The 24002-nt window shown below is 72.5% G+C and carries 19 protein-coding genes and 1 pseudogene; 11 read left to right on the forward strand and 9 right to left on the reverse strand.

The window, feature by feature from the left end; translation table 11 throughout:
- Positions 1-24: 24 nt before the first annotated feature.
- Entirely contained in the window at positions 25-1551 is a 1527-nt protein-coding gene (locus tag ACRVYW_RS08265) for a MinD/ParA family ATP-binding protein (RefSeq protein ID WP_431803518.1), read from the forward strand.
- A 317-nt stretch (positions 1552-1868) separates the two neighbouring features.
- Entirely contained in the window at positions 1869-3419 is a 1551-nt protein-coding gene (locus tag ACRVYW_RS08270; protein ID WP_431803520.1) for a nucleobase:cation symporter-2 family protein, read from the forward strand.
- A 12-nt stretch (positions 3420-3431) separates the two neighbouring features.
- Here the strand turns inward: ACRVYW_RS08270 and ACRVYW_RS08275 are convergent, their stop codons facing one another.
- The gene (locus ACRVYW_RS08275; RefSeq protein WP_431803522.1) at positions 3432-5702 is read right to left on the reverse strand and encodes a hypothetical protein; all 2271 of its coding nucleotides are present in this window, start codon (positions 5700-5702) and stop codon (positions 3432-3434) included.
- A 174-nt stretch (positions 5703-5876) separates the two neighbouring features.
- On the opposite strand from ACRVYW_RS08275, the gene ACRVYW_RS08280 reads away from it, so the two are divergent.
- Positions 5877-6488, forward strand: a complete 612-nt coding sequence (locus ACRVYW_RS08280; RefSeq protein WP_431803524.1) for a helix-turn-helix domain-containing protein — start codon at positions 5877-5879, stop codon at positions 6486-6488.
- An 80-nt stretch (positions 6489-6568) separates the two neighbouring features.
- On the opposite strand, the gene hpxO is transcribed toward ACRVYW_RS08280, so the two are convergent.
- The 3 genes and pseudogenes from hpxO to uraD form a co-directional block, all read right to left on the reverse strand.
- A complete protein-coding gene (hpxO, locus tag ACRVYW_RS08285; protein WP_431803526.1) occupies positions 6569-7756 on the reverse strand; it encodes an FAD-dependent urate hydroxylase HpxO in 1188 nt (395 codons plus the stop codon).
- A 96-nt stretch (positions 7757-7852) separates the two neighbouring features.
- On the reverse strand, positions 7853-8209 hold the full coding sequence (uraH, locus tag ACRVYW_RS08290; protein ID WP_431803856.1) for a hydroxyisourate hydrolase: 357 nt from the start codon (positions 8207-8209) through the stop codon (positions 7853-7855).
- Positions 8210-8227: 18 nt separating this feature from the next.
- A pseudogene (gene uraD / locus ACRVYW_RS08295) lies at positions 8228-8713 on the reverse strand (2-oxo-4-hydroxy-4-carboxy-5-ureidoimidazoline decarboxylase); the annotation flags it as partial.
- 157 nt (positions 8714-8870) lie between these two features.
- Here uraD and allB point away from each other — a divergent pair.
- Genes allB through ACRVYW_RS08325 form a run of 6 tightly spaced genes read left to right on the forward strand, consistent with a single transcriptional unit; the run spans position 8871 to position 16520 of the window.
- On the forward strand, positions 8871-10304 hold the full coding sequence (allB, locus tag ACRVYW_RS08300) for an allantoinase AllB (protein WP_431803528.1): 1434 nt from the start codon (positions 8871-8873) through the stop codon (positions 10302-10304).
- Positions 10301-11410 (forward strand): acetamidase/formamidase family protein, encoded by a 1110-nt coding sequence (locus tag ACRVYW_RS08305; RefSeq protein WP_431803530.1) that lies wholly within the window; start codon positions 10301-10303, stop codon positions 11408-11410. The genes allB and ACRVYW_RS08305 overlap by 4 nt, the downstream gene beginning before the upstream one ends.
- The gene (locus tag ACRVYW_RS08310) at positions 11407-13059 is read left to right on the forward strand and encodes an AtzH-like domain-containing protein (protein ID WP_431803532.1); all 1653 of its coding nucleotides are present in this window, start codon (positions 11407-11409) and stop codon (positions 13057-13059) included. The genes ACRVYW_RS08305 and ACRVYW_RS08310 overlap by 4 nt, the downstream gene beginning before the upstream one ends.
- Complete coding sequence (locus tag ACRVYW_RS08315; RefSeq protein ID WP_431803534.1) at positions 13056-14303, forward strand: pyridoxal-phosphate-dependent aminotransferase family protein; 1248 nt, start codon at positions 13056-13058, stop codon at positions 14301-14303. The genes ACRVYW_RS08310 and ACRVYW_RS08315 overlap by 4 nt, the downstream gene beginning before the upstream one ends.
- A gap of 50 nt (positions 14304-14353) precedes the next feature.
- Positions 14354-15646, forward strand: a complete 1293-nt coding sequence (locus ACRVYW_RS08320; RefSeq protein WP_431803858.1) for a Zn-dependent hydrolase — start codon at positions 14354-14356, stop codon at positions 15644-15646.
- Between the two features lie 58 nt (positions 15647-15704).
- Positions 15705-16520: a MerR family transcriptional regulator gene (locus ACRVYW_RS08325; RefSeq protein ID WP_431803536.1), complete on the forward strand. Its 816-nt coding sequence runs from the start codon at positions 15705-15707 to the stop codon at positions 16518-16520.
- Between the two features lie 249 nt (positions 16521-16769).
- Here ACRVYW_RS08325 and ACRVYW_RS08330 read toward each other — a convergent pair whose 3' ends face one another.
- Complete coding sequence (locus tag ACRVYW_RS08330) at positions 16770-17384, reverse strand: TIGR00730 family Rossman fold protein (RefSeq protein ID WP_431803538.1); 615 nt, start codon at positions 17382-17384, stop codon at positions 16770-16772.
- Between the two features lie 103 nt (positions 17385-17487).
- Between ACRVYW_RS08330 and ACRVYW_RS08335 the strand changes: the two genes are divergently transcribed.
- Positions 17488-18864, forward strand: a complete 1377-nt coding sequence (locus ACRVYW_RS08335) for an amidohydrolase family protein (protein ID WP_431803540.1) — start codon at positions 17488-17490, stop codon at positions 18862-18864.
- A 41-nt stretch (positions 18865-18905) separates the two neighbouring features.
- Here ACRVYW_RS08335 and ACRVYW_RS08340 read toward each other — a convergent pair whose 3' ends face one another.
- From ACRVYW_RS08340 to ACRVYW_RS08355, 4 genes are read right to left on the reverse strand one after another with little or no spacing between them, the layout of a single operon-like run.
- A complete protein-coding gene (locus ACRVYW_RS08340; protein WP_431803542.1) occupies positions 18906-19820 on the reverse strand; it encodes an ABC transporter permease in 915 nt (304 codons plus the stop codon).
- Positions 19820-20635 carry an ABC transporter permease gene (locus ACRVYW_RS08345; protein WP_431803544.1) on the reverse strand — a complete coding sequence of 272 codons (816 nt, stop codon included), beginning with the start codon at positions 20633-20635 and terminating at the stop codon, positions 19820-19822. Before ACRVYW_RS08345 ends, ACRVYW_RS08340 begins: the two co-directional genes overlap by 1 nt.
- Positions 20635-21456, reverse strand: a complete 822-nt coding sequence (locus ACRVYW_RS08350; RefSeq protein ID WP_431803546.1) for an ABC transporter ATP-binding protein — start codon at positions 21454-21456, stop codon at positions 20635-20637. Before ACRVYW_RS08350 ends, ACRVYW_RS08345 begins: the two co-directional genes overlap by 1 nt.
- Positions 21457-21496: 40 nt before the next feature.
- On the reverse strand, positions 21497-22600 hold the full coding sequence (locus tag ACRVYW_RS08355; protein ID WP_431803548.1) for an ABC transporter substrate-binding protein: 1104 nt from the start codon (positions 22598-22600) through the stop codon (positions 21497-21499).
- A 301-nt stretch (positions 22601-22901) separates the two neighbouring features.
- Here ACRVYW_RS08355 and ACRVYW_RS08360 point away from each other — a divergent pair, with 301 nt between their 5' ends.
- A complete protein-coding gene (locus tag ACRVYW_RS08360) occupies positions 22902-23663 on the forward strand; it encodes a HesA/MoeB/ThiF family protein (RefSeq protein ID WP_431803550.1) in 762 nt (253 codons plus the stop codon).
- The last annotated feature ends 339 nt before the right edge of the window (positions 23664-24002 follow it).

Raw genomic sequence — 24002 nt, forward strand, 5'->3', positions numbered from 1 at the left:
CTCGACCTGACAGAAAGGCTCCCCATGGGAACCGCGACCTTCGAACCGACCGTCCACTTCACGTCGACCACGGCCGCCGAGATCCACGTGCGGGGCGAGGTCGACGAGGTGTTCGCCTCGACCGAGCAGACCCTGCGCCACCGCGTGATCGAGGCGATCCGTCAGCTCGCCGCGTCGGCGGGCGAGCCGGTGACCGCGATGGTCGTGCAGGGCGACGTGCGCTGGCCGCTGATCGTCCACCCCGACGGGACCTTCATCGAGGCGACCGCGCTCGCAGAGACCGAGGACGGGGAACCCGCGTCGGCCCCGCGTGCGGTGCGCGACGCCGGCGAAGCAGACGTGCGCTCGACGGATGCCGCGGCGCCCGCGTCTGTCGTGGAGTCGGCGACCGTGCCTGCTTCGGAGCCTGCGCCTGCTTCGGAGCCTGCGCCTGCCCCGGCGTCCGCGCCTGCCCCGGAAACGGCACCGGTCGCGGCGCCCGCGCCGATCCCCGCGCCGAGCCCGCAGCCCGAGCCCAGCCCGCAGCCCGCGCCCAGCCCGCAGCCCGAGCCCGCGCCGATGCTCCGCAGCGACGCGACCCGGCGCGAGAGCGCGCTGCGCGACCCCGCCCAGCGGGCGAGGCCGACCGTCGAAGACCTGCTGAACTCGCGCACCGACCGCGCCAAGCCGCGCGCGACCGAAGGCTGGCAGGGCGCCGTCCGCCGCGCGACCGGCGGGGCGATCTCGCCGCGTCCCGGCAAGGCCGAGCAGTCGCGCCTCGACCGCGAGCGCGCGGTGCAGCGCCGCCTCGACGGCCCGCGGACCATCGTGATCCTGAACCCCAAGGGCGGCGCTCACAAGACGACCTCGACGTTGCTGCTCGCCGCGACCTTCGGCACGCAGCGGGGCGGCGCGACCCTCGCGTGGGACAACAACGAGACCCGCGGCACGCTCGGCTGGCGCGCCCAGAACGCCCCGCACCACCGCACCGCCGTCGATCTGCTCGAGCACCTCGATCAGTTCACCGAGCCCACCCAGGCGAGCCTCGCCGCGCTCGACACGTACGTCCGCACGCAGGTGGACGCGCGCTTCGATGTGCTCGCGTCCGATGAGGATGCCGCGGCATCCTCCACCATCGACGCCGCCGCCTTCGACCGCCTGCACGGCGTGCTCTCGCGGTACTACCGCCTGCTGATCGTCGACACCGGCAACAACATGCGCGCCTCGAACTGGGTCGCCGCCGTCGCCGCCGCCGACCAGCTCGTCATCGTCTCGACGGTGCGCGAGGACACCGCCGCGAGCGCGGCGTGGCTGCTCGACGGGCTGCGCGAGAAGGGCTTCGACCAGAAGATCGACGAGGCCGTCACGATTCTCGCGGCGCCGTCGGCGAAGCCCGATCGCAAGCTCGCCGAGCGTCTCGAGCGCCACTTCGCGCAGGTCACGGCCGACGTCGTGCACGTGCCGTTCGACGCCGCTCTCGTCGACGGGGGACCGATCGACTTCGAGGCGCTCTCTCCCGAGACCCGCGACGCGTGGCTGAGTGTCGCGGCATCCATCGCTCAGCGCCTCTGACCCACCCGCGCCCCCTCACCCCGCCACCCCTCGCCCCCACCACCCCTCACCGCGCCGCGGTTCTTCGGAGATCCCGCGTTCTTCGGACAGATTCGGCGTCGAATGTCCGCAGAACGCCCGATCTCCGAACAACGCGCGCCCCCGCGCCCCGCGCAACCCCCGCCCGCAACCCCCGCGCCCCGTGTTTCCGGGCCGTTTCGGCCTGTGAAATCTCGCGAACGGAACCGGATTTCGGTGGAACCGGTCTTCAGTCCTGGCTTAACGTCATCGTCACGACGGGGTGCGAGCCGCCCGCGCCCCCACTGACGGGAGCCGCCATGACCACCACCGAACAGAAGGCCGAGCAGAAGGCCGCGAAAGCCGCCGCGCGTCGCGAACGCGCCGAGGACAACGGGGTCGATGCGATCCCGCCCCTCGCGAGACTCTTCCCGCTGGGACTCCAGCACGTCCTCGCGCTGTACGCCGGCGCCGTCGCCGTGCCCCTCATCGTCGGCGGAGCCCTCGGCTACGACCCCGCCGACCTCGCGTTCCTGATCAGCGCCGACCTGTTCATCGCGGGCATCGCGACGATCATCCAATCGGTCGGCTTCTGGAGGTTCGGGGTCCGCCTGCCGCTCATGCAGGGCGTCACCTTCGCCGCGGTCGGGCCGATGATCGCGATCGGGCAGCAACACGGCATCCAGACGATCTTCGGATCCGTCATCGCGTGCGGCCTGTTCATGATCCTCGTCGCGCCGTTCTTCGCGCAGCTGCTGCGGTTCTTCCCGCCGATCGTGACCGGCACCGTCATCCTCATCATCGGGCTCTCGCTCATGCGTGTCGCCGCCGGCTGGATCATGACGGGCTCGAGTGAGGCAGAACCCGGCGCTCCCGTCGTGAACGTCGCCTTCGCCGCCGGAACGCTCCTGTTCATCGTGCTCGTCGAGCGCTTCGCGCCGCCCGCGTTCGCTCGCGTCTCGGTCCTCCTCGGCCTCGTCGTCGGCACGCTCGTGGCACTCCTCGTGCCCGGCATGACGGATTGGTCGCACGTGGGGGATGCCGGATGGTTCGCGATCGTCACCCCGTTCCACTTCGGACTGCCGCAGTTCGAGATCGCCTCGATCATCGCGATGTGCATCGTCGGCGTCGTCATCATGACCGAGACGACGGGCGACATGATCGCCGTCGGCGAGATCGTCGACCGGCCCGTCACGCGCAGACAGCTCGCCGACGGCCTGCGCGCCGACGGTCTCGGCACGGTGCTCGGCGGGATGTTCAACACGTTCCCCTACACGGCGTTCGCCCAGAATGTCGGGCTCGTGTCGCTGACCGGAGTGCGGTCGCGTTACGTCGCGACGATGGCGGGTGCGATCCTCATCGTCCTCGGCCTCATCCCCAAGGTGTCCGCGATCGTCGAGGGCGTGCCCCGGGCGGTGCTCGGCGGCGCCGGGATCGCGCTGTTCGGGATGGTCGCGGCCTCCGGCATCCGCACCCTGTCGAAGGTCAAGTTCAACAACAAGAACGTCCTCATCGTCGCGATCTCGATCGGTGTCGCACTGCTGCCGACCGTGACCCCCGACATCTACGGCCGGTTCCCCGAATGGTTCCAGCTGATCTTCGATTCGGGCATCTCGGCGGGCGCGATCGTCGCGATCCTCCTCAACCTGCTGCTCAACGGCAAGGACATCCAGGCGGCCGAAGCCCTCGAACCGAAGATGAGCGCGCACGACGCGGTCCGCGGTCCGGCGGCGGCGGCACTCGTCCACCCCGACGCGCAGGGCACGGGACTCATCCCGACGGCGGTGCTCGACACGGACGGGGTGCCGGCACCCGGGACGGCGCCTGAGACCGACCCGAGCGGTGAGACCACGACCGACGGGCAGCACTGACCCGTCGCGCCCTCAGCGTGCCAGTTCGCTCGACATGAGCGCCGAGACCCGGGACCACACCCGGGGATCGGCGCTCTTCAGCGCGGCGAGGTCGCTCAGGGGGTAGCCGTCGCTGAGCCACCGCTGCGCCGTGTCCGCCCAGCTCTGCGCCGTGTCCGAGTCGTGCGGCGGGGATGCCGGAGATTCTGCGCCGGGCGCGGACACCACGCCGTCCCGTGCGGCGGCGAGGGCGGCACGCGCCCGCCCGCGGCGCACGGGGTCGGGCGCGCGCGCCGCGACGAGCGCGTCGCGGGCGAGACGTTCGGCCCGTTCCTGCCGGCCCGCACGGGCGTCGAGGTCGGCGAGGCGCATGAGCGCGGCGGCCTCGCCGTGGTGACGGAGGCTGCGGGTCGCCTGCGTGAAGACCTCGTCGAGCCGGGCGGCGCGGTCGGCGTCCGCGGGCTCGCTGCCGCCCAGGCCCGCCTCGGCGCCCGCCGCAGCGGCGGCGACGAGTTCGGCGGCCCCGGCATCGCGATAGCGCGATGATCCGCTCCGCTCGTCGTCGGCGGCCCGGATGCCGAGGTCGAAGACCGCGGGCGTTCGGGCGGGGAGCAGTTCCGCGGCGATCCGGGCGAGAGTGCGGGCGCGGGCGGAAGCGGGGATGCGATCGGCGATCTCCCTCGCGCGCCCGGCCGCGGCGGTCGCTTCGTCCGCGAGGCCCGCGCGATCGAGGATCGCCGCCGCCTCGGCCAGGACGACCGCCTCGTGGAGCGCGCGGGAGGTGCGCTCCATCGCGGTGCCGTGGCGGGCGTCGGCGACCCGTTCGACCGTCGCCCGGGCCGCTGCGACGGCGGGGCCGTCGGGTGCGATCCGGTCGAGCGCGGCGGCCGCGTCGTGCAGCACGCCGCGCGGCACGAGGGTGTCGGAGGAGGCGACCTCCGCGAGCACGGCGCGGGCGAGCGGTTCGGCGCGTCGCGTATCGCCTACGGCGGGCGGGTCGGGGTCGGGGCCGGTGGCGGGGCCGGTGTCGACGAGGAGTCGCGCGACCTCGGCCCGCGTCGCGAGGTCCTCGCGGGCCGCTTCGACGGCGCGTTCGCCGAGACGATCGGCGCGGTCGGTGAGGGCGGCGCTGCGGCCGCGCAGACGCGCCGACAGGCGGGCGAGCGTCCGCGCGCGCAGCGAAGCCACCACGATCCCGTCCACGAGGTCGTCGGCCGCGTCCGCGGTGGCCGCGGCGGCTGCGTCGTCGCCGGCGCGGGCGAGGGCCGCGGCGGCCGTTGCGAGGGTCGTCGCCCCGTTCGCCCGTTCGTGGTCGCGCGCGGCCCGGAAGATCGATCGGCTCAGATGCGCGACTTCGGCGACCGGCTCGTCGACCTCCAGCGCGGATGCCACGAGGGCGCGCGCCTCGCCGGCGAGCGCGGCTGCGGCATCCGGGTCGTCCGTGTGCAGCGCCGTTCCGGCGACCGCCTGAGCGACGCGCAGCAGAGCGCCGACGGGGGCCGCGGCCGCCCGCACCGCCGCGGCGGCCGACCCGGCGATCTCGGCGCCCTCGTGATAACCGGCGCGCGCCGCCGCCTCGCCGACGTACGCGGCCTCGATGTCGGGCTCGACGCGCACCTCGTCGGCGATCGCCCGGGCGCGTTCGAGGTCGCCGCTGAACGCGAAGACGGGGGCGACGCCGTGCGGCGGCGCGCCGTCGACCGGCCGGACCTGGTGCGCCGCGACGAGCAGCGCGCCGAGGTCGCCGAGGTCGGCGGTCGTCGTCGCGGTGTCGGCGATCGCGTGCGCGGCTTCGTCGATCTGCGCCGAGGGCGCGTCGGGATCTGCCGCCGCGACCGCCTCCTGGCGGCGCGCATCGGTGAGGAGGCGCACGAGGAGGTCGCGTTCGTCGCGGCGGTCGTGCATCGAGCGGGGCAGGCCGGCGCCGCGCAGGTACGGCGGCGTCTGCTCCCAGCCCCACTCCTCGAGCGCCGACAGGGCGCCGGCACGGAGCGCCGCGCGGAACGGGGCGAGCGCCGCGCGCTGCGTCCGAGGGTCGGTCTCCGACCCGGGCGCGAGAGGGCCGCGGTGGAGGTTCCGGACGACGTGCGCGACGGCATCCGGTGCGGTGATCGCGACGCCGTCGCTCGTCCGCAGGATGCCCGCCCGGACGATGCCCAGTTCGCCCGCGTCGCCGGCATCCTGCAACGCGCTCTCGACGGCCGCGGCGCTGCGCCCCGTCAGGCGCGTGAGGTCGTCGACGGTGAGCGGGAAGCCCGCCGCCGCGAGCAGCCCCGCGAGGTGCACGCCGAGGCGCGAGCGCATGAGCTGGTCGATCGCGGCGAAGCGCGCCGCCGGGGCGACGGCGGGGGGCGGGGTGCTCGTGGCGGGCCTTTCGTCGAAGCCGGCAGGTGACCCGACGATACCGCGGCCGGGCGCGGGCGTGTGCGGGGCGTTCCGCGCGGGTCGGCCCGCCTAGACTCGGTTCGGGGAGGGCGCGTGAACGAGAAGGAAGCGACGACGATCGGCGGCCGGCTGCGTCGGGCGCGCCTCGCGTCGGGGCGGTCGCTCGCGTCGGTCGCCGAGGCGGTCGGCATCTCGTCGAGCGCGCTGTCGCAGATCGAGACCGGCGTGATGCAGCCGTCCGTGAACCGCCTCATCGAGCTCGTCGGGGAGATCGGCGCACCCGTCGCGGCGATCTTCGGCGACGCCGAGTTCTTCCAGCCGCGCACGCTCTCCGCCGCCGCGAGCGAGCCGCTGCCGGGCGTGCACGTCTCCTCGCTCGAGGGGGACGAATCGACCGTGCTGGGTCAGGGTGTGACGTACCGCCGGCTCACCCCGGTCGCGCTCGACGGCATCGATCTGTTCGAGTCGACGTATCCGCCCGGCGCCTCGTCGAGCATCGACGGCGCGATGCTCGTGCACGCCGGCTACGAGACCGGGCGTGTCGTGTCGGGCACCCTGCAGTTCGAGTTCACCGACGGCACGATCGAGCTCGGTCCCGGCGGATCGCTCGCGTTCTGGGCCACGCGGCCGCACCGCGTGGTGAACGCGACGGATGCCCCGGCGGTCGCGATCTGGCTGACCGTGCGCGAGCTCAGCGAGGACTGAGCGCTCCGGTGGGCGTCTGTCGGGAGGCGGCGACGGTGGCGCTCAGAAGATACGGTGACGCTCAGAGGATGCGGTGACGCTCAGAGGATGCCGGCGCCGAGGTTCACGGGGCTTCCCTCGATGTTGCCGACGATGCCGCGGATGATCCCCGCGCCGTCCGCTCCGCGCAGGCTCGCGTACCAGGCATCCGTCGCGGCCTGATCGTACGCGTGGGTCTCCTCACCGCGCTTGCGCGCGCGGAGCACCAGCTCGCCCGCCCGCTCGGTGCGGATCTTCTCGTAGCGACGCAGGGTGTCTTCGACGCTCACGGTGTTCGTGGCGACGGCGATGCCGAGCGCGAACGCGTCTTCGAGGGCCGAGCACGCGCCCTGCCCGATGTCGGGCGCGGTGTTGTGGGCTGCGTCGCCGAGGATCGCGACCCGCCCCTTCGCCCACGTGTGGAAGGGGGTGATGTCCCAGATCTCGACGCGGTTGAGGGATGCCGCGGGGTCGATCGCTCCGATGAGCGCCTCGACGCCGGGCGCCCAGCCGGCGAACGCCGCCTCCAGCGGGGCCTTGCCCTCGGCGCGGTCGTAGGGGAGCCCTGCCGGTTGCGGCACGTCGAACCAGAAGTAGAAGCGGTCGCCGGCGACGGGCATGACGGCGGCGCGCTTGCCGCCCGCGACGTAGGTGGTCCAGGCATCCGGCCGCCCGATGGCGGTGTCGACCGGGATGAGCCCGTTGAAGTTCGTGTAGCCCGAGTACTCGCGGACGATCTCGGGGGCGCCGTCGGGCTGGACGAACGCGCGCGTGATCGAGCGTGCGCCGTCGGCGCCGATGAGCATGTCGGCGGTGTCGGTGGAGCCGTCGGCGAAAGTCGCGGTGACGTGCGCGCCGTCGTCGGAGAGCGCGACCATCTTCGTGCCGAGGTGGATGTCGTCCCTGCCGAAAACCTCCATGAGGAGGGCCTGCAGGTCGGCGCGCGCGACGGGGTACGGCTTCTGGCCCGTCTGCGCCGTGACGGGGGCGAGCGAGAAGTCGCAGAGGGTCTCACCCGTGATCCCGTCGGCGTAGACCATGTCGGCCATATCTCCGCCGAGAGCGGCGACCTCGGCGCCGAGTCCGAGCCAGTTGAGCACCTTGACACCGTTCGACCACAGCGACAGTGCCGCACCGACCGGCTTGTTCTCGCGCATCTGGTCGTAGATCACGACCTCGTGTCCGAGGCGCTTCAGGGCGATGCCGGCGCTCGTGCCGCCGATCCCCGCGCCGATGACGATGATCTTCATGCCCACACGCTAGGAGCGCGATGTCACCGCCGTGTTTCCCGACGGGTGCCGGAGTGTTAAGTCGGGGCTTACCGGGGTGGGGTGCGCCGGGCCGGCTCAGCTTCCGCGGTAGGTGGAGTAGCCGAACGGGCTGAGCAGCAGGGGCACGTGGTAGTGCGGTGCGTCGGCGACCGTGAATCGGATCGTGACCGAGGGGTAGAACGTCGCGACCTCTCGGCCCGCGAAGTACGCCCCGGTCGCGAAGGTGAGGGCGTACTCGCCGGGCGCGAGCGCCGCGGGGCCGAGGCCCAGGCGCCCGTCGGCGTCGGTCGTGCCCCGCGCGACCTCGGTTCCCTCGGCATCCGCCAGCACGATCGCGACGCCCGCCGCGGGGATGCCGGCCGTCGCGTCGAGGATGTGGGTCGTGACATGAGGGGTCGTGCCGGACGTGGATGTCGTCGTGCTGGGTGTCATCGCGGGGGCGTCCTCCAGGCTCGAGCGCAGACGCAGCAGGGCGATCTGGCGCAGTTGATCGAGGGCCTCGTCGGCCTCGGTGTCGGCATCGTTCCCGAGTCGGCGTCGCGCCTCGGCGAGGATCTCCTCGGGCGAGCGCCCGGCGGCGCGGATGAGGAAGACCCGCCCGAACCGCTCCTCGTAGTCCGCGTTCGCCGCCGCGATGGCCGCGGTGACATCGTCGGATGCCCGGGCCACCGCCGCCTGTTCGCCGCGCGAGGCGGCGGCCTCGTCGCCCGACCCGCGCGGCTTCTCGCCGATACGCGGATGGTGGGCGAGCGCCGCGTCGAGGTCGGCGTGCGACCAGTCGCGCGCGAGCGCATCGGCACGCGCGGCCACCGCGTCGACCGAGCCGTAGGGACGGCCCGCGACGACGGCCTCGACCCAGTGCGGGATCGCGGCCCACACGGCCACGAGGTCGGTGGCGACGTCGGCATCCGCCTCGTCGAATTCACTCACGCGCATGCGGTCAGAGTAGCGGGCGGGGGCGGCGCATTCACGTCGGCGTTACACCGCCGAAATCGTCAAGCTATAGCTTTACAGCGGTGCCGCGCGCCGCGAGAACCGGAGGTCCGAAGATCCCCGGCGACCGGCGGCGACGGCACCACGACCAAGGAGACATGTGCCCACGAACCGCTGGACCATCCGCGCCGAGCGCGCGTGGGTCGATGGGCGCTTCCAGCCCGCGCAGCTGACGATCGCGGACGGCCTGGTCGCCGCGATCGACGCTCCCGTCGGCGCGCCGCGCGGCGCCGTGCAGGTGCCGGAGGATGCCGTGCTCCTCCCCGGCCTCGTCGACTCGCACGTCCACGTCAACGAGCCGGGACGCACCGAATGGGAGGGGTTCCGGTCGGCGACCCTCGCCGCCGCGGCGGGCGGCATCACGACGCTCGTCGACATGCCCCTGAACTCCATCCCGCCCACCACGACCGTCGAGGCGCTGGAGATCAAGCGCGCCGCCGCCGGGCGCAAGGCGCACGTCGACGTCGGGTTCTGGGGCGGCGCGGTGCCCGAGAACCTCGGTGCGCTCGGCCCGGTGCACGAGGCCGGCGTCTTCGGGTTCAAGTGCTTCCTCGCGCCCAGCGGCGTCGACGAGTTCGGTCACCTCGACCGCGACCAGCTGAACGCCGCGATGGACGAGGTCGCCGCTCTCGGCTCGCGCCTCATCGTCCACGCCGAAGACCCCGCGCTCCTGCGCGGCGACGAACGCGCCCACCGACACGGCGAGGCACGCCCCGACGGCTCACTCGGCCGCGACTACGCCGCCTTCCTCGCCTCGCGCCCGCCCGAAAGCGAGGAGTCGGCGATCGACGCCGTCATCGCCGCCGCCCGCCGCACCGGTGGACGGGCGCACATCCTGCACCTGAGCGACGCGGCATCCCTGCCCCGCATCGCCGCGGCGAAGGCCGACGGCGTCGACCTCACGGTCGAGACCTGCCCGCATTACCTGACGATCCGCGCCGAGGAGATCCCCGACGGCGCGAGCGAGTTCAAGTGCTGCCCGCCCATCCGCGAGGCCGCGAACCAGGACCGCCTCTGGCAGGGCGTCGTCGACGGGACGATTGACGCGATCGTCAGCGACCACTCACCCTCCACCATCGACATGAAGCGCGCCGGCGCGGGCGATTTCGGCCTTGCGTGGGGCGGCATCGCGGGCCTTCAGGTCGGACTCTCCGCCGTCTGGACCGAGGCGCGCGCCCGCGGCATCCCGTTCGAGGCGCTCGTGCCCCTCTTCACGACAGGGCCGGCGCGGGTCTCGGGGCTCGAGCAGGCCGGGCTCGAGCAGGCCGCTCTCGCCCATAGGGGCCGCATCGAGGTCGGGGCACCCGCCCACCTCGCGGTCTTCGGCCTCGACGACGCGCTCCCGATCGACGCGCGCGCGCTGCAGCACCGCAACCGGATCTCGGCGTACGACGGCAAGCTCCTCACCGGCAAGGTGCGACGCACGTGGCTGCGCGGGCAGAGTGTCTTCGACGCGAGCGAAGGCGGCGCGGGCGACGCGCCGTGGTTCCGCCGCCCACCGGCCGGGCGGCTCCTTCAGAGAGGTACGGCATGAGCGACACCCTGCAACCGGGCATCCTGCAACCGGGCATCCTACAACCGGGCCTCGGAGAGATCCCCGGCGACCACTACCTCCCGGCGACGCCGGAGACGGTGCTGTGGGGCCGGCTGCCGTGCGAGACGGATGCCGCGGTGCTCCGCATCGCGCCGGGCCAGACCGTGACCTTCGACACGATCAGCCACGAAGGCATCCTCCCCGATCAGGGCCAGGACCCGCTCGCCTTCTTCACCGGCCATGGCGTCGCCGCCGAGGACGTTCTCACCGACGCGGTCGAGGTCGCCCGCACCGTCCCGCGCGACGCGACCCTCGACGGTCCGCACGTCATCACCGGGCCGGTGTTCGTCGAGTCGGCCGAGCCCGGCGACCTGCTGAAGATCACGGTCGAGAAGCTCGCGCCGCGCGTGCCGTACGGCGTCATCAGCAACCGGCACGGCAAGGGCGCCCTCCCCGGCGTGCTCCCGCGTGGCCCGCAGAACGTCAGCGTCTTCACCCCCGTCGACGAGGGCGCCGGGGCCCTGCCGCTCACCGACGGGGGCGAGCGCGTCGTGCGCTTCCCCCTCGCGCCGTTCCTCGGGACGATGGGCGTCGCCGTCGCGGGCGGCGAACGCCCCCACTCCGTGCCGCCGGGGCCGCACGGCGGCAACATCGACATCAACCTCCTCGTCGAAGGGACGGTGCTGTACCTGCCGGTGCAGGTGGCCGGTGCCCTCGCCTACGTCGGCGACCCGCACTTCGCCCAGGGCGACGGCGAGGTCGCCCTGACGGCCCTCGAGGCATCCCTGCGGGCGACGCTCCGGTTCGAGGTCGTGCCGCGGAGCGAGGCTCTCGCGGAGTTCGGCGACCTCGCCGGCCCCCTCGTCCGCACCGACGAGTACCTCGTGCCGACGGGCCTCGACCCCGACCTCGACGAGGCGATGCGAAAGGCCGTCCGCGCCTCCCTCGATCTCCTTCATGCCCGCTACGGCATGGAAGAGCACCTCGCCTACGCCTATCTCTCCGCGGCGACGAACTTCGACATCTCGCAGGTCGTCGACATCGTCTGCGGCGTCCACGCGCGCATCCGCGAGGCCGACTTCGCCGGAGTCACGGGCCGCTCATGACGTCCGCCGAGATCCCGCGCGAGCTCCCGCCCGACCTGCGGGAGGCGTTCGAGGCATACGAACGCGCGATCGTCGCGAACGATCTCGAGGCGTTGGATGCCGCGTTCGCGCCCGGCCCCGGAACGCTCCGGGGCGACGGCGCGGGCCTCCTCGTCGGCCATGACGCGATCAGCCGGTTCCGCGGGGTGCGGGGCGGCGTGCCGCCGCGCGAGATCGAACGCGTCGAGTACCGCCCGCTCGCGGACGGTGTCGCGCTGCTCGTCTCGGTCTCGCGCTACCGCGACGGCGGCACCGGCCTGCAGACCCAGGTGTGGGAGCGGCGGGGCGGCACCTGGCTCATCACCGCCGCCCACGTCACCCCGCGTGCGCAGGCGCTCGACCGATCGGTGTGGCGCACGGTCGGCGACCCGCTCTTCCAGGGCGCCTGGGAGGGGCCGCTGCGCGGACTCACCGTCGCCGTCAAAGACCTCTTCGCCATCAAGGGCTACCGCATCGGCGCCGGCAACCCGGCCTTCCTCGACTCCGCACGCGCCGAGACGACGACGGCGCCCGCCGTCACCGACCTCCTCCGCGGCGGTGCGTCGCTGCGCGGCATCGCCCGCACAGACGAGTTCGCCTACTCGATCGCCGGCGACAACGCCCACTACGGCACGCCGCCCAACGGCGCGCGCGCCGGCGCGCTCCCCGGCGGGTCGTCGAGCGGACCGGCATCCGCGGTCGCGACCGGTCAGGCCGACGTGGGTCTCGCCACCGACACCGCCGGGTCGGTCCGGGTGCCGGCGTCGTACCAGGGGCTCTGGGGCCTGCGCACGACGCACGACCTCGTGCCCCGGCAGGGCCTCCTCCCGCTCGCGCAGAGCTTCGACACCGTGGGCTGGATCACCCGCGACGGCGAGGTGCTGCACGACGTCGCCGAGTGGTGCCTCAGCTACGACGGGTCGCAATCCACGGAGTCGGTCCTGGGCGCCTCGGGCGGCGACCTGCCCTGGTCGTTCCTCGTACCGGAAGAGGTGCGGGATGCCGCGCAGCCCGCGACGCGCGACGCGTTCGACGCCCTCGTCGCGCGGCTCGAGGCATCCGGGGCCCCGGTCGAGACCGTCTCGATCGGCGACCTCGACGGGTACTACGAGCCGTTCCGCATCGTCCAGGGTGCGGAGGCCTGGCGGAACAACGGCGCGTGGCTGCGCGCGCACCCGGGTGCGACCGGACCCGCCGTCGCCGCGCGCTTCCGCGCCGGCGCCGAGATCACGGCCGACCAGGAGCGCGCGGCCCGCGCCGCCCTCGCACCGCTCCGCGACCGGATGCACGACCTCGTCCGCGACCGCCTCCTGATCCTCCCCGTCGTCCCCGGCCCCGCGCCACTCCGGACGGCTCGGGGCGAAGACGTCGACGCGGTGCGTCAGGCGACCCTCCGCATGACGACGCCCGCCGCGGTCGCGGGGCTCCCCGCGCTCTCGGCGCCGCTCCTTCTCGTGCGCACCGCCGACACCGCGTCGGGCGGCACACCCGAGCACGCTCCCGTCGGCGTCGGCCTCGTCTCGCGTGCCGGCACCGACATCGCCCTCGTCCGTGCGGCGCTGCGCCTGCGCGACCTCGTCGCGGCGCTGGCGCCGCCCGCCTCCCTCACGACCGAAACGGATGCCGCATGACCGTCACCCCGATCCCCGGCCCGATCGACCCGCCCGCGCGCCTCCTGATGGGCCCCGGTCCCATCGGCGCGTACCCGAGCGTGCTGCGGGCGATGTCGGCCCCGCTCGTCGGCCAATACGACCCGTTCATGACGCACGCGATGGCCGAGACGCAGGAGCTCTACCGCGGCGTCTGGAACACCCGCAACGACGCGACCCTCCTCATCGACGGCACCTCTCGCGCGGGCATCGAGGCCGCGATCGTCTCGCTCGTCCGACCCGGCGACCGGGTGCTGGTGCCGATCTTCGGGCGTTTCGGACACCTCCTCGCCGAGATCGCCGAGCGGGCGATGGCCGAGGTCCACACGATCGAGACCGACTGGGGGCAGGTGTTCCCGGCATCCGTCATCGAAGAGGCGATCGTGCGCGTCCGGCCGACGCTCCTCGCGCTCGTGCAGGGCGACACCTCGACGACCATGCTGCAGCCGCTCGAGGACATCGGAGAGATCTGCGCGCGCCACGGCGTGCTCTTCTACTCCGACGCGACCGCCTCTCTCGGCGGCAACGCGTTCGAGGCGGACGGGTGGGGGCTGGATGCCGCGACCGCCGGGCTCCAGAAATGCCTCGGCGGACCGAGCGGCTCCGCGCCGATCACGCTGTCCGAACGGGCCGTGGAGGTCATCTCGGCGCGCAAGAAGATCGAAGCCGGCATCCGCGAGCCGGGCGATGCCTCGTCGCCGGATTTCGTCCGCTCGAACTACTTCGACGTCGGCATGATCCTCGACTACTGGGGCCCGCGCCGCCTCAACCACCACACCGAGGCGACCTCGATGCTCTACGCCGCGCGCGAGTGCGCGCGCGTGCTGCTGCTCGAGGGTCGTGACGCGGTCATCGCGCGGCACGACCTGGCCGGGCGGGCGATGCTCGAGGGGGTCCGCGGCCTCGGGCTGGAGGTGTTCGGCGACGTCGCCCACAAGATGTCGAATGTCGTCGCGGTCGAGATCCCCGAGGGCGTGCCGGGCGATGCGGCGCGCGGCGCGCTGCTGGAGGACTTCGGCGTCGAGATCGGCACGTCGTTCGGCCCGCTGCACGGCCGCGTCTGGCGGATCGGCACGATGGGCTACAACGCCCGGAAGGACGCCGTGCTCACAACCCTCGCCGCGCTCGAGGCGGTGCTCCGCCGGTTCGGGGCGTCGGTGCCGGTCTCGGGCGGCGTCGAGGCCGCGGCCGGGGTGTACGCGGCATCCGACTCGGGGGCCGTGTGAGTCTGCTGGGCGCCACGCGCGACCAGATCGCCGCCGCCGCGCGGCGCGTCATGGCGCGCTGCGACGAACTCGCCCGCGTGACCGCGACGCCCGGTGAGATCGAGCGCGTCTACCTCTCGCCCGAGCACGCGCGCGTCAACCGGCTCGCCGCGGAGTGGATGCGCGAACTCGGCATGCGCACGTGGCAGGATGCCGCGGGCAACCAGTTCGGCCGCATCGAGCCGGCATCCGCCCCCGCCGCCGATCGACTGCCGTCGCACAGCGACCGCCGCCCCGCCCTCGTCCTCGGCTCGCACCTCGACACCGTCCTCGACGCGGGCCGCTACGACGGCATCGTCGGGGTCCTCATGGCCCTCGAGGTCGTGCGCCTGCTGCGCGTGCCGGTCGGCGACGGCGCGGCACCCGACGGCCAGGCGTGGGCGGTGCCGCTGCCGTTCGCGATCGAGGTCGTCGCGTTCTCCGACGAGGAGGGCACCCGCTTCGGAAAGGCGCTGCTCGGCTCGTCGGCCGTCGCCGGGTCGTGGGACGACGCGTGGTGGCAGCTCACCGACGCTGACGGGGTGACGCTCCACCGCGCGTTCCTCGAGTTCGGACTCGATCCCGGGCGCATCGGCGAGGCCGCGAAGCGCCCCGACGAGGTCGTCGCCTATCTCGAGGCGCACATCGAGCAGGGTCCCGAGCTCGACCGCTCCGGCCAGCCGCTCGCCGTCGTGTCGTCGATCGCCTCGGCGCGCCGATTCCAGCTCGTCGTCGAGGGCGAGGCGCGGCATGCCGGCGGCACCCCCTACGACATGCGCCGCGATGCCCTGCTCGGGGCGAGCGAGGCGGCGCTCGCCGTCGAGCGGATCTGCTCCGCTGAGCACCACATCATCGGCACCGTCGGGCAGTTCGAGGCGTTCCCGGGCGCCGTCAACGTCATCCCGGGCGAGGTGCAGTTCTCCCTCGACCTGCGCGGTGAGTTCGACGGCGAGCGCGACCGGGTGTGGGATGCCGTGACGCGCGAGCTCGACGCGATCATGGGGCGCCGAGGCCTTCGCTGGACCGCACGCGAGGTCCACAGCGCACCCGCCGTCTTCTGCGCGCCGCTCCTGCAGGACGTCGTCGCGGCGGGCATCGCCGGGTTCGCACCGAATCCGCGCGAGGCGCCGCCGGTGATCTTCAGCCGCGCCGGCCACGACGGCATGGCGCTCGGGGCGATCGCCGACGTCGGCATGCTCTTCCTCCGGAACCCTGACGGCATCAGCCACCACCCCGACGAGGCGGTCGCGGCCGGCGACGTGGCGCACGGCATCCGCGCCCTCGCCGAATCCGTGCTGCTCCTCGGGCACGAGCCCCGCGCCTGAGCGATTCCGCACTCGCTCTTGACCCTGACACGGTGTCAAGCTGTCGAGTGGGATCACCATGTTGAGTATCGGAGAGTTCGCCCGCCTCGTCGGAGTCTCGCAGCGCATGCTGCGGCACTACGACGGGCTCGGCCTGCTCGTGCCCGAGCGCGTCGACGAGTACAGCGGGTACCGCTACTACTCGACGGCGCAGCTCGATCGCGCGAATCGGCTCGTGGCGCTCAAGGATCTCGGCTTCCGCCTCGAAGAGGTCGGCGAGATGCTCGACGAGGATGCCTCGTCGCCGCGGATCGCCGGGCTCCTGCGGGGGCGGCGCGCCGAGCTTCGCGAGCAGATCGACGCCGACGTGCGCCGCATGCGGCACGTCGAGGCGCGCCTTCGGACGATCGAAAGGAATGATCCCATGACCACCACCGAGACCTCCACCGAGTTCACGGCCACCAAGCTTCCCCGGCTCGAGCTCGCCCAGCTGTCGGCGCGCGTCGGCGATATGGCCGAGATCGAGCAGGAGATCGGCCCGATGTTCGACCGCGTCGTCGGCGCCCTTATGGAGGCGGGCGTCGCCCTCCCCTCCCCGGGTGTAGCGCACTACACGGTCGACGGCGACCAGATGATCGCCGCCGCGGCCGAGCAGGTCGCGCCGTCCGCCGTGCCCGACGGGCTCGATGCGGCGGTGCTGGATGCCGTGCCGCAGGCGCTCACGCTGCGGCTGGAGGCCGACGATCTCGCCGGCATTCAGGCCGCCTGGCAGAGCCTCGTCTCGGAGGTCGAACGCCGTGGCCTGCGGCCGGTCGGCACCTGCCGCGAGGTGTACCACGAGACCCCGCAGGACGGCGGGCGCTGGATCGTCGACCTGCAGCAGCCGGTCGCCTGACCCGGGCGGGTCGGGCGGGGCGGGGCGCTGCCGCGGCGTGGGCTGAGCGCCTGAGGCGCGCCCCGCGTTCACAACTCCGGAGATTCGCAGTGGAACGGGGCCGGGAAGGCCCTCGGGGACCGGTGCGAAGCCGATTCTCCGGAGTTGTGAACGCGCGCCGGCCGCGCGCCGCGCCGGCGCGCCAGGCCGGAAGGCCCAGCCGGGAAGGCCAGCCCGGGAGCGTCGGCGGGAACGGTCAGATCGGCGCGGTCACGGGCGCAGCGGGATGCCGATCGCGCCCGTCATCTCGGCGCCCGGCGACGAGTCTGAGCGCGGCGGCGGCGTATACGCCTCGAGCCGATCGAGGACCTCGTCGACGTCGGACCCGACGATGAGCATGTCGATGAAGCGCGGGTGCGTGAAGCCCCGGTCGCGCATGTTCGCGGCGAACGCGAGGAACGGGTCGAAGTAGCCGTCGACGTTGAGGATCGCGACCGGCTTCGCGTGGATCGCCAGCTGCGCCCACGTCCACTGCTCGGTGAGCTCTTCGAGGGTGCCCGGCCCGCCCGGAAGCGCGAGGAACCCGTCGCCGCGGTCGGCCATGATCGTCTTCCGCTCGTGCATCGAGTCGACGAGGATCAGCTCGGTCACGTTCTCGTTGACCGCTTCGCGCGCCTGCAGCGCACGGGGGATGACCCCCGTCACCTGCGCCCCGCCGCGCACCGCGGCATCGGCCACCGTGCCCATAAGCCCGACGTGACCGCCGCCGTAGACGAGCGACATGCCCCGCGCCGCGATCCGCGACCCGAGATGGGCGGCGGCGTCGATGTAGATCGGGTCGAACCCGGGGGACGAGCCGCAGAAGACGGTGAGCGAGTACGCCATGTGAACCTCCTGTTCCGACGCTAAGCGCCGCGTGTTTCCGGGTCGTACCCGGGTGTTTCCGTCCCGTGACGGCGCCGAAACATGCCCCGGATAGCGTCGGAGCATGTCCCTCCTCGTCACACACGCACGCCTCATCACGGTGCCCGCCGGCACCGACGACCCCGGCTACCTCGAGGAGGGCTGGATGCTCGTCGGCGACGACGGACGCATCGCGGGCATCGGCGCCGGGCAACCTCCCGCGGGCACGACGGCGGACGAGACGCTGGATGCCGCGGGCCGCTTCGTCGCACCCGGTTTCGTCTCGAGCCACTCGCACCTGTTCACGAGCGGACTGCGCGGTCTCGGCGTCGCCGACACCCTCTACGGCTGGTGCGACTCGATGCTCGGCACGACCCGTGTCATGACGCCCGAGCAGATGTACTGGTCGACCCTCCACGGCTCGCTCGACTTCCTCTCGAACGGTGTGACGACCGCCTACAACTTCACCGACCCGCTGCAGGCGTGGGAGTCGATGGTCGACGGCAAGCGCGTCGGCGACGCGGTGCTCCGGGGCCTCGAGTACCACTACCGTCAAGCCGACGGCACGCGCGACTCCGGCATCCGCTTCGTCGATGCGAGCGGCATGGACGTCACCGCCGGCACCCCGGACGAGGTGTTCGACCGGTTCGCCGCCGAGGTCGCCTATACGCGCACGTTCGACCCCGACTTCGCACTCGGCTCGTCGATCATGGGGCAGGTGCAGTGGTCGCCGCATCCGGAGGCAGCGGAGTTCGAAGTCGAGGCGATGCGCCGGTACGGTGTGACGAACCAGGCGCACTTCCTCGAATCGCCCGAGGCGGTGCCGCACCAGCAGTCGAAGTTCGCGCTGTACCGGGACGCCGGGGCGCTCGAACTCGGGCTCACGTTCGGCCACTTCATCCAGACGACGCCCGAGATCATCGCGCAGTCGGTCGCCGGCGGGGCTTCGATGTCGTGGCAGCCGGCATCCAACGGGCGTCTGGCATCGGGGACGGCGCTCGTTCCCGAGATGCTCGCGATGGGGATGAAGGTCGGCGTCGGCCTCGACGACCAGGCCTGCACCGACCTGTCGGACCCGTGGCAGAACATGCGGATCGGCATCTACGCGCAGCGCGCGCGCACGAAGGACCCGCTGTCGATGATGCCCGAGCAGATGCTGCGCCTGCACACCCTCGGGTCGGCGGAGATCATGGGCGTCGCCGACCGCGTCGGGTCGCTCGAGGTCGGCAAGTTCGCCGACTTCGTCCTCGTCGACCCGCGCCGGCCCGACGCCGGGCCTCTCTGGCATCCGGTGCGCTCGTACGTCCTCGCGATGAGCCCGCGGAACCTCGTCGCGGTCTATGTCGGCGGCAAGCTGGTGGATGCCGGGGGCTCTTCGACCAACCCGCTCGCCGCCGAGGCGTCGGCGAAGGTCCACGAGCTGCCCGAGGCGGTCGTGCCGCTGCGCGGCCACCCGCACTGAACCCGTCCGCCGCGACCCGACCCGACCCGACCCGCAGCCCGTCAGGCGGTGGAGGTCGCCATGCCCATACGGGCGAGGACGATGTTCTCGAGGATCTGCACGAGGTTGTAGAGCAGCAGCGTGATGATCGTGATGAGCGCGATCGACGCCCACAGCTGCGCGAACTGCGCCTGGGCGTTGAACTTCAGGATCGACCCGCCGATGCCCGTTCCCGTCGAGAGCCACTCGGCGAGCAGCGCACCGGTGACCGCCGCGGGCACCGAGACGCGCATGGCCGCGAAGATCGAGGGGAGCGCGCCGGGGAGGTTCACCTTCCGGAGCGCCGTGAACCGGCTGCCGCCGTAGACATGCACCACGTCGAGGCTCTGCCTGCTCGCGCGGCTGAGCCCGAACAGCACGTTCGCGAGGGCGGGGAAGAGGACGACGATCGTTCCGATCACGGCGACGGATGCCGGCGTGCCGCGCCCCGTGATGAGGATGATGACGGGCGCGATCGAGACGAGCGGGATGGTGCGTAGCAGCAGCACCAGCGGCATGACGCCCGCCTCCACCCCCTTGGACAGGCTGAACGCGATCGCGAGGACGATCGCGACGATCATGCCGACGACGAAGCCGATGAGGGAGTCGCTGAGGGTCTGGCCGAGAAGCGGGAACAGCTGGTCGCGGTGCTTCGCGGCATCCTCGTCGGTCACGAGGAAGCTCCAGACGTCGAGCGGGCCCTTGGCGACGTACGGCGAGATGCCGGTGAGGCTCACGACCGCCTGCCACAGCACGATCAGCACGACGAAGGTGAGGAGCGCGTTCAGCAGCGACCTGCCGAGGGAGCGGGCGATCGCCCGTCGCCGGTCGGCGCGCAACTGGGCGAGCGCGGCGGGGTCGGCGCTCACGGCGAGCTTCGCGGTGGCCGAGGCGCCGGCCGACGCGTTGTCGAGGGTGGCGGTGCGTGTGCGGGACATCAGGCGGCCTTTCCGGTCTCGCCGGCCACCCAGGGGGTGACGAGTCGGATGAGCAGGCCCATGAGGCCGTAGGCGGCGAGCGCGAACACCGCGCACAGGAGGAACACCGACCAGACGCCGGCGGAGTCCAGCTGGCCCTGCAGGCGGATGAGGGTCGGACCGACGCCCGCCGTGATCGCTCCGAGGTACTCGCCGAGCACGGCGCCGAGGAAGGCCGTGGGCACCGCGATCTGCAGCGCGTTGAGGATCGAGGGGAGGGCGGCGATGATGCGCACCTTCCGCAGTTGCATCCATCGGCCGCCGCCGTAGACGTGCACGACGTCGAGGGCGGCCTTGTCCGCCGCGCGGAACCCGAGGAGAGCGCCGACGACGGTCGTGAAGACGCAGACCAGCGCGGCGAGGAAGATCGCGGTCGCCGACGGGTCGCCCGGATTCTTGGCGCCGCCCAGGACGACGATCGAGATGCCGCCGATCGCGACGATCGGCAGGCAGTAGGTGACGACCGCGACTTGTGTGATGACCGTCTCGGTCTTCGGGAACAGCAGCACGATCGTCGCGAGCAGGAGGGCGATGCCGTTCCCCCACAGGTACCCGAGGCCGGCCGCCGCGAGGGTGGGGCCGAACACGCTCCACGTTCCCGCGATGTTGCCCTTCACGAACAGCCAGTCGAACACCGCCGCGGGCGTCGGCACGGGCGTGAAGGTGGTGCCCTCGGCGGGGGTGAACACCGTCAGGGCGAAGATCCACCAGACGAGGATGAGGGCGACGCCGCCGAGGATCGCGGCGACCCAGCCGGGCATGCGGGTACGGGTCATCACGCCTCCGCTTCGGCGCGTCCGTCCGACCCGAACAGCAGCTCGGATGCCTGGTCGACGTAGGCGTGGAACTCGGGGGTGCGCATGATCTCGGGCGTGCGCGGGCGCGGCAGGTCGATCTCGATGATCTCCTTGACGCGGCCGGGGCGCGGCGACATCACGGCGACGCGGTCGGCGAGGAAGATCGCCTCGCTGATGCCGTGGGTGACGAGAAGCGTCGTCGCGGGCTTCTCGGTCCAGATGCGCAGGAGCTCGAGGTTGAGGTTCTGGCGCGTCATGTCGTCGAGGGCGCCGAACGGTTCGTCGAGGAGGAGGACGGAGGGGCGGAGGACCAGGGCGCGGGCGATCGAGGCGCGCTGGCGCATGCCGCCGGACAGCTGCGCGGGCTTCGCGTTCGCGAAGTCGGTGAGGCCCACGAGGCCGATGAGCTCGTCGACGTAGGCCGAGTCGACCTTCTTGCCGGCGACCTCGAACGGCAGCTCGATGTTCTTGCGGACGCTCCGCCAGGGGAGGAGCGCGTGGTCCTGGAAGGCGATGCCCAGCTCGCTCTTCGCCCGGAGCTGGTCGGGGGTCTCGCCGTCGACGAGGGCGACGCCGCTCGTCGGCTTCTCGAGCGAGGCGAGGATGCGGAGGATCGTCGACTTGCCGCAGCCCGAGGGGCCGAGCAAGGCCAGGAAGGAGCCCTTCTCGGTGTGCAGGTCGGTGTCCTGCAGCGCCGTGAGCGAGCCGCCTCCGCGCAGGGCGAAGGTCTTGGAGAGGCCGGTGATGTGGATGCCGGTGCCGGTGCGGGCACCGGCATCCACGTTCGTCAGATTCGACATGGGTTCCCGAGTGGTGGTTTCCGGATCGAGGGGTTCCCGATCAGGGCAGGTACTTCTTGAGGTCGGGGTTCTCGGCGTAGATCTCGTCGATGATCGTCGTGTCGAAGAGGTCGTCGGCCTCGAGCTCCCAGCCCGACGCCTTGAGCGAGGCGAGCGTCTGCGTCTTCAGGTCGTCGGAGATCGTGAACAGGCCGTTCTCCTCGGTCTCCTCGGTGGAGATGAGCTTCGCCTGCGCCTCGATGCCGGCCGCGGTCTTGTCGGGGTCGAGGTCGCCGAAGGTGAGGTCGCCGGCGGCCGCCGACTCGTTGTAGTAGGTGGTGACGAGGGCGACGGTGTCGTCGATCGACTCGGTGAAGGTCTTCGTCCAGCCCTTGATCTCGGCCGTGAGGAACGCCTTCAGGAGGTCCTTGTTCTCGGCGAGGTACTGGTCGGTGACGGCGAACGACTCGGCGACGTAGGGGAGGCCGTTCTCGGCGTAGGCGAGGTTGGTGGTTTCGTAGCCCTCCATCTCGACCGTGATGGCCTCGTTGGTGAGGTAGGCCATGAAGCCGTCGACCTCGCCGTTGATGAGCGGGGTCGGGTCGAAGTCGACCGGAACGATCGTGACCTCGCTCGCGTCGATGCCGTTGGCGTTCAGCAGCGCGGCGAACACCGAGGCGTTCGAGTCCTGCACGCCGATCTTCTTGCCCTTGAGGTCGTCGGGGGTCGCGATGTTGCCGCCGTCCTTGAGGGAGAGGATCGTGAACGGGTTCTTCTGGAACGTCGTCGCGATGATCTTGAGCGGGGCATCCTGCTCGGCGACGGCCGCTCCCACGGAGGCCGCGTCGGTGAGGGCGACCTGGACGGTGCCCGAGAGCAGCTTCGCGACACCCGTGTCGGGGCCGGCGATGCCGGTGACGGTGCCGAAGCCCGCATCCGTGTAGTAGCCCTCTTCGTAGGCGTAGTACTCGCCCGCGAACTCCTCGTTCTTGATCCAGGAGTACTGCACGCTGATGTCGCCGTAGTCGGCGGAGGCGTCGCCGCTCCCACCCGAGGAGGAGGGCGAGCTCGAACCGGCGCAGGCCGTGAGCGCGAGGGCGGTGACCGCGACGGCGGCGAGCGTGGCGCCGAGGCGGCGCACGCGGCGGGACGGGGACGATGACATGGATGCCTCCTGGTGAACGACGTGGTGCTGTGGGTGGTCGCAGGGGTCGGTGACACCGGCCGGTGCGGGTGACCGGGGCGCCATGCCGTCGTTCGGGTCGACGGCATGCTGTGGCACCCCAGATCGGATCGACACTAGGACTCCGACGTTTCGCGGACGGGGCGCACTGTTTCCGAGGCGTTACGGCGGCGCGGGGCTGGGTGGTTCGTGGGCGGCGGGCTGGGGCGGTTCGTGGGCGGCGGGCCGGGGTGGTGTTCGGGCGGCGGGCTGGGGCGGCATCGGGGCGGCGCACAATGGACGGATGCCTCGTACCCCGCTCGTCGAACCCGCCGACGCCCTCACCCCCGCCGAATCGGCACGCTTCGCGCGTCAGATCGCGCTGCCCCACATCGGCGTCGTCGGGCAGCGTCGGCTGAAGAACGCGCGTGTGCTCGTGGCGGGGGCCGGGGGCCTCGGGTCTCCCGTGATCTCCTACCTCGCCGCGGCGGGGGTCGGGACGCTCGTGATCGTCGACGACGACACCGTCGAAGAGAGCAACCTGCCACGGCAGCTCATCCACGCCGGCGCCGCTCCCGGCACCCCGAAGGCCGAGTCGGCGGCCGCCGAGGCGCGACGCCTGAACCCGTTCGGCGATGCGGTCGCCGTGACGGAGCGGATCGGGGGCTCTCTCGGTGGCATCCATCTCGAAGGCATCCATCTCGTGATGGATACGACCGACGACGCGGCCGCCCGGCTGGTGCTGCACGACGCGGCGATGGCCGCCGGCATCCCCTATGTGTGGGGAACGGCCGTGGGCACGGACGGCATGGTGTCGGTGTTCTGGGCCGACGCGCCCGGCGGTGGCGTCACGCTTCGCGACCTGCACCCCGACCCGCTCGCCGACACGAATCGGCGGTGCGTCGTCGACGGTGTCACGGGACCCCTGTGCGCCGCGATCGGCGGCGTCATGGCGGGCGAGACGCTCAAACTCATCGTCGGCGCGGGCGACGTGCTCCTCGGGCGGGTGCTCGTCTTCGATGCGCTCGACACGACCTGGCGCGAGGTGGCGTTGCGCCCCGCGTGACGCGAGTGCCGGCATCCGTTCGCTGTTCGGGTGGGCCGGGCTTCTCGGGCGGCGGGTTGCGGTTCGGGCGCCACGTTCCTGCAGGGGGTTCGCGTCGAGCGCCATGTTTCTGCCGGGGGTTCGCGTCGGGCGCCACGTTCCTGCCGGGGGTGCGCGTCGGGCGCCATGTTTCTGCAGGGGGTTCGCGTCGGGCGCTAGATTGCTGTCCGGGCGCCAGAAAACTGTGGCGCCCGGACAGGAAAGTGGCGCCCACTGTCCGCATCGCTCCCGCTCCCGCTCCCGCCCCCGCTCGTGCGGCCCGCGAGCGCGCGTGCCGCATGTTGCCGCGCGACCGCGACC

This window comes from Microbacterium sp. bgisy203 (assembly GCF_965345155.1).
In the GTDB taxonomy this organism is placed as follows: domain Bacteria; phylum Actinomycetota; class Actinomycetes; order Actinomycetales; family Microbacteriaceae; genus Microbacterium.

Excerpts from the sequence above, each read along its gene's own strand:
- ACRVYW_RS08265 (WP_431803518.1), top strand. The coding sequence starts at position 25 with ATGGGAACCGCGACCTTCGAACCGACCGTCCACTTCACGTCGACCACG.
- ACRVYW_RS08270 (WP_431803520.1), top strand. The coding sequence starts at position 1,869 with ATGACCACCACCGAACAGAAGGCCGAGCAGAAGGCCGCGAAAGCCGCC.
- ACRVYW_RS08275 (WP_431803522.1), bottom strand. The coding sequence starts at position 5,702 with ATGCGCTCGCGCCTCGGCGTGCACCTCGCGGGGCTGCTCGCGGCGGCG.
- hpxO (WP_431803526.1), bottom strand. The coding sequence starts at position 7,756 with ATGAAGATCATCGTCATCGGCGCGGGGATCGGCGGCACGAGCGCCGGC.
- uraH (WP_431803856.1), bottom strand. The coding sequence starts at position 8,209 with ATGACACCCAGCACGACGACATCCACGTCCGGCACGACCCCTCATGTC.
- ACRVYW_RS08305 (WP_431803530.1), top strand. The coding sequence starts at position 10,301 with ATGAGCGACACCCTGCAACCGGGCATCCTGCAACCGGGCATCCTACAA.
- ACRVYW_RS08310 (WP_431803532.1), top strand. The coding sequence starts at position 11,407 with ATGACGTCCGCCGAGATCCCGCGCGAGCTCCCGCCCGACCTGCGGGAG.
- ACRVYW_RS08315 (WP_431803534.1), top strand. The coding sequence starts at position 13,056 with ATGACCGTCACCCCGATCCCCGGCCCGATCGACCCGCCCGCGCGCCTC.
- ACRVYW_RS08320 (WP_431803858.1), top strand. The coding sequence starts at position 14,354 with ATGGCGCGCTGCGACGAACTCGCCCGCGTGACCGCGACGCCCGGTGAG.
- ACRVYW_RS08325 (WP_431803536.1), top strand. The coding sequence starts at position 15,705 with ATGTTGAGTATCGGAGAGTTCGCCCGCCTCGTCGGAGTCTCGCAGCGC.
- ACRVYW_RS08330 (WP_431803538.1), bottom strand. The coding sequence starts at position 17,384 with ATGGCGTACTCGCTCACCGTCTTCTGCGGCTCGTCCCCCGGGTTCGAC.
- ACRVYW_RS08335 (WP_431803540.1), top strand. The coding sequence starts at position 17,488 with ATGTCCCTCCTCGTCACACACGCACGCCTCATCACGGTGCCCGCCGGC.
- ACRVYW_RS08340 (WP_431803542.1), bottom strand. The coding sequence starts at position 19,820 with ATGTCCCGCACACGCACCGCCACCCTCGACAACGCGTCGGCCGGCGCC.
- ACRVYW_RS08345 (WP_431803544.1), bottom strand. The coding sequence starts at position 20,635 with ATGACCCGTACCCGCATGCCCGGCTGGGTCGCCGCGATCCTCGGCGGC.
- ACRVYW_RS08350 (WP_431803546.1), bottom strand. The coding sequence starts at position 21,456 with ATGTCGAATCTGACGAACGTGGATGCCGGTGCCCGCACCGGCACCGGC.
- ACRVYW_RS08355 (WP_431803548.1), bottom strand. The coding sequence starts at position 22,600 with ATGTCATCGTCCCCGTCCCGCCGCGTGCGCCGCCTCGGCGCCACGCTC.
- ACRVYW_RS08360 (WP_431803550.1), top strand. The coding sequence starts at position 22,902 with ATGCCTCGTACCCCGCTCGTCGAACCCGCCGACGCCCTCACCCCCGCC.